This is a genomic window from Leucobacter luti (assembly GCF_004217175.1).
GTDB lineage: Bacteria > Actinomycetota > Actinomycetes > Actinomycetales > Microbacteriaceae > Leucobacter > Leucobacter luti.
Window position 1 is genome coordinate 298,428 of sequence record NZ_SHKI01000007.1, and the last position, 9,515, is coordinate 307,942.

At 67.8% G+C, this 9,515-nt stretch carries 8 protein-coding genes; all 8 read right to left on the reverse strand.

Annotation, left to right across the window (positions count from 1 at the left end; all coding sequences use genetic code 11):
- Positions 1-14 precede the first annotated feature (14 nt).
- The 8 genes from mnhG to glsA all read right to left on the reverse strand — a co-directional run bounded on the left by mnhG (position 15) and on the right by glsA (position 9,253).
- On the reverse strand, positions 15-389 hold the full coding sequence (gene mnhG / locus EV139_RS14725; RefSeq protein ID WP_130455399.1) for a monovalent cation/H(+) antiporter subunit G: 375 nt from the start codon (positions 387-389) through the stop codon (positions 15-17).
- A complete protein-coding gene (locus tag EV139_RS14730; RefSeq protein WP_420029123.1) occupies positions 382-696 on the reverse strand; it encodes an MrpF/PhaF family protein in 315 nt (104 codons plus the stop codon). Before EV139_RS14730 ends, mnhG begins: the two co-directional genes overlap by 8 nt.
- The gene (locus EV139_RS14735) at positions 693-1,253 is read right to left on the reverse strand and encodes a Na+/H+ antiporter subunit E (RefSeq protein ID WP_130455403.1); all 561 of its coding nucleotides are present in this window, start codon (positions 1,251-1,253) and stop codon (positions 693-695) included. Before EV139_RS14735 ends, EV139_RS14730 begins: the two co-directional genes overlap by 4 nt.
- Positions 1,246-2,913, reverse strand: coding sequence for a Na+/H+ antiporter subunit D (locus tag EV139_RS14740; RefSeq protein WP_130455405.1), 1,668 nt, complete (start codon positions 2,911-2,913; stop codon positions 1,246-1,248). The genes EV139_RS14735 and EV139_RS14740 overlap by 8 nt, the downstream gene beginning before the upstream one ends.
- Complete coding sequence (locus tag EV139_RS14745; RefSeq protein ID WP_130455407.1) at positions 2,910-3,473, reverse strand: Na(+)/H(+) antiporter subunit C; 564 nt, start codon at positions 3,471-3,473, stop codon at positions 2,910-2,912. The genes EV139_RS14740 and EV139_RS14745 overlap by 4 nt, the downstream gene beginning before the upstream one ends.
- The gene (locus EV139_RS14750; protein WP_130455409.1) at positions 3,470-6,361 is read right to left on the reverse strand and encodes a Na+/H+ antiporter subunit A; all 2,892 of its coding nucleotides are present in this window, start codon (positions 6,359-6,361) and stop codon (positions 3,470-3,472) included. Before EV139_RS14750 ends, EV139_RS14745 begins: the two co-directional genes overlap by 4 nt.
- 145 nt (positions 6,362-6,506) lie before the next feature.
- Entirely contained in the window at positions 6,507-8,138 is a 1,632-nt protein-coding gene (locus EV139_RS14755; RefSeq protein WP_130455411.1) for an MFS transporter, read from the reverse strand.
- A 2-nt stretch (positions 8,139-8,140) separates the two neighbouring features.
- Entirely contained in the window at positions 8,141-9,253 is a 1,113-nt protein-coding gene (gene glsA, locus EV139_RS14760) for a glutaminase A (RefSeq protein WP_130455413.1), read from the reverse strand.
- Positions 9,254-9,515: the final 262 nt, after the last annotated feature.

Consider the following 9,515-nt stretch of genomic DNA (forward strand, 5'->3'; position numbering starts at 1 on the left):
CGAGCCGCTCACTGCTAGCCGTAGAGCGTGTCGCTGCGCTCGATCGCGGGCCCGAGCTCGTCCACCACGAGCGAGTCGGCGTCGAGCTGCCCGGTACGGTACGCGGCGCGCCCCACCATGTGCGCGGCGACCGGCGCCGTGAGTGATTGGAACACAAAGACCGGGATCAGCGCGAGGAGCGTCGCAAACGAGCGCTGGTCGAGCGCAATCGCCGCGATCACTAGCAGCAACCCGAAGATCTGCGGTTTCGTCGCGGCGTGCAGCCGGCTCAGCGCGTCCGGGAAGCGCAGCAGGCCGATTCCCGCGGCAACCGACAGCACCGCGGCGAGGAAGACGCACACCACTGCGGCGAGGTCCATCAGCTGTTCCCACAGCGCGGCGTCAGACATGGCCCACCTCCGGTGTCGGTTCCTCTGGCATGGGCCGCTCCGCCCGCCGCTTCACAAACCGCGCCACGACAATCGTGGCGAAGGTGGCGGTCGCGGCGATCACGGTCATGAGCGGGATCGAATCGGTGTGCCCGCGCACCACCATGTCGGTGCCGACCGCGAGCATCAGCGTGGTCAATAGGACGTCCGAGGCGATCATGCGGTCGAGGATGGTGGGCCCTCGCACGATGCGCACGATCGCGGCAAGCGCCGTAATGGTGAGACCGATCCCGGCGCCAACGAGCAGCACGGTCATTGCGATACTCAATTCAACGCTCCGATCTCCTGCTTTGACCCGAGCGTCAGGATCAGCAGGCGTTCGATGTGGCGCACGTCGCGCCGCATCCGCGTGATTGAGCGCTGCGTCGGCGTGTTCAGCACGTGCAGGTACAGGGTCGATTCGAAGCGGTCAACCTCCGCCACCAGCGAGCCCGGGATCAGGGAGATCGTGAGTCCGACCATCGTGAGGATGAAGTCGTTGCGGGTGCGCAGGCGCACCGCGATGATCGACGTGGGCGGCGGTGGCCCCGGCCGCACGGCGAGCCACGCGACCTGCCACGACGCGAGCGCGAGGTTCCAGAGGAAGTACACCAGGTAGCGCAGCGCGTACCAGGGGTTGAAGCGGCCGGCGAGCTCGACCGGCGGGAGGTAGAAGACTCGCATCACGACGATTGCGAGCACGACCCCGCTGACGAGTGACAGCAGGGACACCTCGTGCCAGAGCATCATCCAGAGCAGCACCAGCCCCACGAGCAGCGGGAGCTCGTGCAGCCGCACGCCGAGCTCGAGGCGGCGGGCGGCGCGGGGCGTCGCAGACTCAGTCATCGTGCGCCTCCCCGTCCGGTTGCGTCGTGCCGCTGCCGCCGCCGAGCTGCCCCGGCGAGTCACCGAGGACGAGCTGCACCATACGGCCGGGCTCGGCCATGTTCTCTCCCGCACGATCAGCGTACGCGTAGAGCGGGCCCGCAAACACTGTCAGCGCCACGCTCACCACCACCATGCCGGCGGTCGCGGCGATCATGAGGCGCGGGATCTCCTTCTGTTCCTGGAGGGGAGACGCGTCGGGGGCATCGTGCAGTTGTTCGAACAGCGCCTCCTCGCGCTCGCGCAGCATCATCGCCTCCGTGCTCGGCGTCTTCCCGGTGCGGGCCTCGACGGCGTCGGCGCGCTTCCGCGGGCGCCAGAACGCGAACACCCAGGCCCGAGCGAGCGCGTACAGGGTGAGCAGCGACACGAGCGCGCCGATCCCCATCAGCCAGTACCCGGCGGGGGTTTGCAGCTCCGCCGCAACCGTGAACAGCCCGAGTTTCCCGATGAAGCCCGAGAACGGAGGTATCCCCCCGAGGTTGAGCATCGGGATGAAAAACAGCACGGCGATGACCGGGGCCGTGCGCAGCATTCCGCCGAGACCGGACAGCGAGGTGGTGCCGCCGTGCCGCTCGATCAGCCCCACCGCGAGGAACAGGGTGGTCTGCACAATAATGTGGTGCGCGATGTAGAAGATTGTCGCGCCGTAACCGGCCGCGTTTGCCATCCCGATGCCGAAGATCATGTAGCCGATATGACTGATCAGCGTAAACGAGAGCAGCCGCTTGATGTCGAGCTGCGACACGGCGCCGAGAATGCCGACCAGCAGCGTGAGGCCTGCGACGATCAGCAATAACAGGTCAACGCTTGAGACCGGGAACAGTAGCGTCTGGGTGCGGATAATCGCGTAGACGCCCACCTTCGTGAGCAAGCCGGCGAACACCGCCGTCACCGGCGCTGGCGCCGTGGGATACGAGTCCGGCAGCCAGAACGAGAGCGGGAACACCGCCGCCTTAATACCGAACGCGATCAGCAGCATCAGGTTGAGGATCAGCTGCACCTCGCTCGGCAGCTCTGCGATCCGGATCGTGAGCTGCGCCATGTTCACCGTGCCGGTGGCGCCATAGATCAACCCGATCGCGGCGAGGAACAGCACGGACGAGACCAGCGACACGATCACATAGGTGACGCCCGCGCGGATCCGCTGTGCCGTACCGCCCAGCGTGATCAGCACGTAGCTCGCCACAAGCAGGATCTCGAAGCCCACGTAGAGGTTGAACAGGTCGCCCGCGATGAACGCGTTGAACACGCCCGCCCCGAGCACGAGGTAGGTGGGGTAGTAGATCGAGACCGGGGTGTCCTCGTCGCCGTCGGCGAGGCCCTGGCCGATTGAGAACAGGAACACGCCGAGCAGCACGATCGAGGAGACCGTGAGCATGAGCGCCGAGACGCGGTCGACCACGAGCGCGATCCCGAAGGGCGCGGCCCAGCCGCCCACCTCCATGACCAGCGCGCCCTGCGCGTCCACGATCCACATGAGCGTGCCGCTGAGCACGAGCACGGCACTCAGCGCCACAAGCGTGATGCCCTGCTGCAGCCGGCGGTGGCCCGGCACGGCGAGGGCCAGGGCGGCGCTCGCGAGCGGGATCAGGACTACGAGGGGAACGAGGACGGTCATCGGCGGTCCTCCTCGGTCTGGGTGGGTGCTGGCAGATCAATGTCCTCGGGGGGCCGCACGTCGATGACGGGGAACCCGCCGCTCGGAGTGGAACCGGGCGCGGGAGCTTCCGCGGGGTCGTCGTCGGGGATGTCGTCGTCGTCCGAGTAGTCGGGCGTGCCCGCGAGCCCCTCCTCCGTGACCTCGTCGGAGCTGAGCTCGTCGGCGTCGGCAAGATCGAGATCCGAATCGTCGTCAACCACGGTGTCGTCACGATCCTGCGCGAGGCGCCAGGAGCGGTAGATGAGCGCGAGCAGGAACGCGCTCACCCCGAAGGTGATCACGATCGCGGTGAGGATGAACGCCTGCGGCAGCGGATCGCTCATGTCCTCGACCTCGCTCGACCCGTAGAGCGGGGCGTTGCCGAAGGAGCCAGACATCAGGAAGATCAGCAGGTTCGTCGCGTTGCCCACGAGGAGGAAGCCGAGCAGGATTCGCGTGAGCGTGCGATCGAGCATGAGATAGACGCCGGCGGCGTACATCACCACCATCACAGCGACAAGCACCAGAGGCATGGTCATGCGCGGTTCACCTCCTCCTCTTCAAACGCTGACGCGTCGGCTTCCTCGTGCTCATCGATCTCAGCGCCGAGACTGCGGAGCACGTCGAGAATGAGACCGAACACGACGAGGTACACGCCGATGTCAAACAGGGTGGAGGTGACGAGCGGGAGCGTGCCGAACGGGCCGAGGTCGACATCGACCCAGGCTGAGGCGAGCGCTGACTGCCCGAAGAACATGGGGAGGATCGCCATCGAGACCGCGAGGGCGAGTCCGGTGCCGAGCAGGCGCCCGGCGTCGATCGGCACGGTGGCGCCCAGCTCGTGACGTCCGCCCGCGAGATAGCGCGCGACGAGCGCGAGCCCGGCGACGAGTCCGCCCGCAAAGCCACCGCCCGGGGTGTTGTGCCCCGTGAGCAGCAGGTAGATCGAGAGGATGATGAGCCCGTGGAACAGCAGGCGCACAACCACCTCGAGGATGATCGAGCGGCGGGCAGGATTCAACTGGCGACCAGCGAGCACCCAGGTGACCCGGCTCGCGGGGTGCGAGGGATCGGCGACGTGCATGAGGTGCGTGCGCGCCTGACTGCGCGCGTCGCGGCGGCTCAGCTTTGGACGCAGGTCGGCGCGCGTGTTCAGGAACACGAGCGAGGCGACGCCGGTCGCGGCGGCGAGGATCACCGAGAGCTCGCCCATGGTGTCCCAGCCGCGGATATCAACGAGCATCACGTTGACGGTGTTCGTGCCGTGCCCGCCCGCGTAGGCCATCTCGGGCAGCTGCAGCGAGATCGGGTCCGCAATGCGCGAGCCGAGCGCGATCACCGCGACCGCACCGAGCACCAGGCCCACCGAGATCCCGATCAGCGCGCGGCCCCAGCGGACGCGCTTCGTTGGCGGGGAGCCGATCCGCTGCGGCAGGCGGCGGATCACGAGCACGAAGGCGATGAGCGTGACGGTCTCGACGAGTGCCTGGGTGAGCGCCAGATCGGGGGCGCCGTGCATCGCGAAGATCGCGGCCATGCCGTAGCCGGTAATCCCGACGAGCACCACTGACTGGAACCTGGTGCGAGCACGCAGCGAAGCGAGCGCGGCGACCACCATCACAATGGCGATCGGAATCTGCACCGGGGAGCTGACGAGCTCAAACTGATCCGGCCACTCGGCGGTCGACAGGGTGGTGCCACCCACGGCGAGCACCATGACGATGAGGATCACGGCGAGGTAGAACGGGAGCGAGCCGCGCTGGGTGAGCGAGGTGAGGCGCACGGCGAGCGTGTCGACCTTGTGGGTGATCACCCAGTACGCGTGCGCCGCGGAGAAGCGCTCGGGAATCACGGCGAGCGTGAAGCCTGGGCGCGAGATCCGCGCGCCGAGCGCGAGCCCGGCAATGAGCACGGCGATCGATGCCCACAGCGCCGGCGTGAAGCCGTGCCACAGTGCGAGGTGCTCGGGCGTCTCGGCTCCCACGATCGTCTGCTGCAGCAGCGGATCGACCAGGGGTGACACGAACCCGCCGACGGCGGCCAGCAGCACAAACGCGGCCGGGGCGATGAGGTCCACGGCACCGGGGCGGTGCGCGATCCCGCAGTCTGCGACGCCAGGCTTGCGGGCGAACGCACCCCAGAGGAAGCGCACCATGTAGGCGACCGTGAGCACACTGCCGAGCACCGCGGCCCAGAACGCGAACTGCGCGAGCGGCTCGGTCTTGCCGATCTCAAACAGCTCGGTGAACGCCGATTCCTTCGCTACGAAGCCGACGAGCGGCGGCACGCCAGCCATGGAGGCCGCTGCGATGACGGTGAGCACGGTGAGCGCGGGGAGCTGTCGCCCCAGGCCGCTGAGCCGGCGGAGATCGCGCGTCCCGGCCGCGTGGTCGATCACGCCGACCGAGAGGAAGAGCGGCGCTTTTGCGAGCGCGTGTGCAAACAGCAGGGCCAGACCGGCGAACGAGGCGCGCGGATCCCCCACGCCGAACACCATGACGAGCAGACCGAGCTGACTCACCGTGCCGTGCGCCACGATCAGCTTGATGTCGTACTGCTTCAGCGCGCGAATACCGCCGTTGAACATGGTGATCGCGCCCAGGATCACGAGCGTCTCGCGGTACCCGACCACGTCCTCGAAGCCGGGCGTGATGCGCGCGATCAGGTAGATGCCCGCCTTCACCATCGCCGCGGCGTGCAGGTAGGCGCTCACTGGCGTGGGCGCCGCCATTGCGCCCGGGAGCCAGAAATGGAACGGGAAAATTGCGGATTTCGAGAGCGCGCCGGCCAGCACCAGGAACACCGCGGTGGTCGCGACCGGCCCGCTCGGCGGCACCGCCACAATCTCCGAGAGCAGGGAGCTGCCGGCGGCGTGCGCGAGCAGCACGAAGCCGACCAGCATCGCGAGGCCGCCGAGCGTCGTGACGATCAGGGCCTGCAGCGCGGCGGAGTTCGAGGTGCGGAGTCGGGTGATGTGGCCGATGAGCAGGAAGGAGAACACCGTGGTGCCCTCCCAGAAGATGAAGAGGAGGTACACGTCGTCCGCGAGCACGAGGCCCAGCATCGACGTGGCAAACCCCATGAACACGGCGGCGAAGCGCGGGAGGCTCGCCTCGCCCTCGTCGAAGTAGCGCGCGCAGTACAGCAGCACGAGCGCTCCGGCGCCGGTGACAAGGAGCGCGAACAGGGTGGACAGCATGTCGAGCCTGAACGTGAGGGTCAGATTGAGCTGCGGCACCCACTGCACGGCCTCGGTGAGCACGTCTCCGGCAAAGACCGGCTGGGCGATCCCGAGCATCGCGACAAACGCGGCGCCGAGCACGGCGGCAAGCCCGAAGAACGCGTTGCGCCCGAAGCGCCGAACGAGCGGGTGAGCAAGGACAGCTACGAGAGCGAGGATGACAAGCACACCCGTCATCGCTCCCATTGGCGGCCCGCTTCCATCTTGTTCGGTCGTCGTGTGGTGTTCAGAAATATCTTAGCGGAAGCTGAACTGTGAGACTCCGGGAACGGGGCGTGCGACACGAAAATCCGCGGAGCGCGAAACCGACCACCACCACGCTTTTTGGCTGTTACGGAGCCTCCGGGCTTCCGTCGGGAATCTCCTCGGGCCGGTACCGCGGCAGCCGGGAGGCCGGGAGCGCCGCGATCGCGCTGATCCCCGCCAAGATGAGGAACCCGAGCTTGAGCGTGCGCAGGCGCTGCTCCTCGTTCAGCGCGACGGCGGACTCCACCTGCGCGGGCGTGGCCGTCGTGTCGTCGAGAATCGCGCGCAGATCGTCGTTGCTCACGAAGTTGACGTTGCTGAGGTCGACCTGCTCCGCGAGCGAGGCGGGAAGCTCGGGTCGCTCCTCCACCGCCTGGGTCACGCCGAAGCTCAGCGTGGTCACGAGCAGCGCGCCCATCACGGCGGTCCCCACTGCGGACGCGAGGTTCTGGGTGGTGCCGCGGATCGAGCCGACGTCGCCGGCGAGCTCCTTCGGCGCGGCAGTCACCAGCACGTTAAACACGAGCGTCACGAGCGCGCCCTGACCGACCCCGAAGGCGATCAGGCCGATGATGGTTGGGAAGGTCTCCCAGTTGTTGGTGACCACGAAGGCGAGCCAGAGCAGCGCCGCCGTGGTGAGCCCGAACGCGAACAGCGCGATCGTGCGCGGCGGGAAGCGGCGGTAGAACCGCACGATGAGGGTCGCCGTAATGAAGACGGTGAGGTTGAAGGGCATCATTGCGAGCGAGGTGTCAAACGGGGTCCGCCCCTGCACCACCTGAATGTAGGTGGGCACCGTGAAGTTCACGGCGGCCTCCATCGCCACGATCACGAACATCGCGTACACCGCCGCGCGCTCGGTCGGATGGCGCAGCACGTCGAGGTCGACGAGCGGTACGCGGCCCTGCGCCTTGCGCTGCCTGGTGCGCACGAAGAATAGTTGCCCCAGGATCACCCCGAGCACCACGAACACGGGTGCGGGAGAGAACCCGAGCAGCGAGAACGGGGCGGCGTCCTTCGCAAACAGGATCCCCCAGCCGTTCAGGTTGTTGAACCCAAGAGTGAGCAGCACGATCGCGGCTCCGATGAGGCCCGAAGCGAGCAGGTCGATCTTCACCGACGGGTCCCCGCGGTCGGACCGCAGCGTGAAGCTCAGGATGAACACCGCCGCGGCGATCGCGAGGGTGATCATAAAGATCGGGCGCCAGCCGACGAGGGTGCCCAGCGTGCCGCCGATCAGGAACGCACTCATTCCCGAAAATGCGCGGGCGGAGCCGAGCGACCCGACCGCAGTTGCCTGCTGTTCGCCCTTGTAGTTCTCCGCGATCAGCGCGACAAGCGCTGGGACGATGATCGCTGCCGCCGCGCCGGCGAGCACCTGGCCGCCGATGGCCCAGCCAACACTCGGCGAGAAGATCATCATGAGCGAGGACACCGCGAACACCACGACCACGACCCTGAAGATCGCGACCCAGCCCACCCGCTGCCCGAGCTTCGCGCCCGTCATCACGAGCGCGGCCACGGCCACGCCGTACATCACGATCGTGGAGCTCGCGACCGTCGGCGGCACGCCGAAGTCCTGGACCATCCCGCCCAGTGAGATCGGCAGGGCCGCCACGTTAAATGACATGAGGACCTGCGCGAGGAAGAGCCCCACCATGGGGCCCCAGGAGCGGCGCTCCGCGGTTGACTGAGCGTGGGCGACGGCGTTGGACATGGCTAGCCCGCCTTCCTGATCTGTGCTGCAGGGTGGAGATGCGGAGCGGCCCCCGGCGGCGGGCCGGGGAGCGGCACCGCTGCCGCGGCAACGGCGGGATCGGGGTGGGCGGCGTGCCACCCCCGCTGCGGTGTTGAGGCGAACAGGTTCAGGCCGAGGGCCCGAGAAAGGTAGGCGCAGGCGCGCTGGCTCCGGATGCTCGTTCCCGCGCTGTCGAGCGGGGGTGAGAACAGCCCGAGCGCCCCCTTCCCTGGAACCACGGCGACGATGCCGCCCGAGACCCCGGACTTCGCGGGGATGCCGATCTCGAACAGCCACTCCCCCGAGCGCTCGTACATTCCGCACCCGGCGAGCACCGCGAGCGTGTCGCGCGCGGCTCCTGCGGACACCACGCGTTCCCCCGTCACCGGGTGCACCCCGCCGGCGGCGAGCGTGGCTCCCATCACGGCGAGGTCAGAGGCGGTCACCGCGATCGCGCACTGCCGAGTGTAAATGTCGACTGTCTCGAGCGGGTCCCCCTCGAGGCGACCGTAGCTCTGGAGCAGGCCGGCGATCGCGCGGTTGCGGTGGTTCGTCTCTGACTCCGAGCGGTACACTTCCTCGTCGACGCCGAGCTCGCGCCCGGCGAAACGGGAGAGGCCGCTCCGCACACGTTCCCAGCGCTCCTCAGGGGTGGCGCCGGGCAACAGAGCGGTGGTCGCGATCGCGCCCGCGTTCACCATGGGGTTCATCGGGCTGCCGTCATTGAGCTCGATGGCCACCACCGAGTTGAACGCGAGGCCGGTGTTGTTGACGCCGATGCGCTCGTGCACGTACTCGTGGCCGCGCGCATCGCACGCGAGCGCGAACACGAATGCCTTGGAGATCGACTGGATCGAGAAGGTGATCTCGGTATCGCCGACGCTGTGCATCACGCCGTCGGCGCCGGCGAGGCTGATCCCGAACCAGGCCGGGTCGGCCTCGCTGAGGATCGGGATGTAGTCGGCCACGACGCCCTCGCCGTGGTCCCGGTAGCGCGCGTGCGCTGCGGCGATCAGCGAGTCGACCCGGGCGTCGCCGGGAAGCGCTCCAGTAAACGCTTCCTGCGTGATGTCTTGCACGTGTGCTTCGAACACGCGAGCCCCCATCCAGTGAGGCCGGCGGTGTCCCAGGGCAGGACGCCGTCATTGGCGGTGTAGTTAGCTTAAGAATGTCTGGTTTTGAAGCGAGAATCTAGTGCCCAGCGCCAAGTTGCGCGCTGGGACCCTCGCGCTTGCGCGTGCGCGCGTGGGTGTGTGTGTGTGTGTGTGTTTTTGGGTGCACAAATGCGGAAAGCCCCAGAACCCGCACCATCACTGGTGCGTGTTCTGAGGCTTCCCTAAAAGGTGTCCGGCGGTG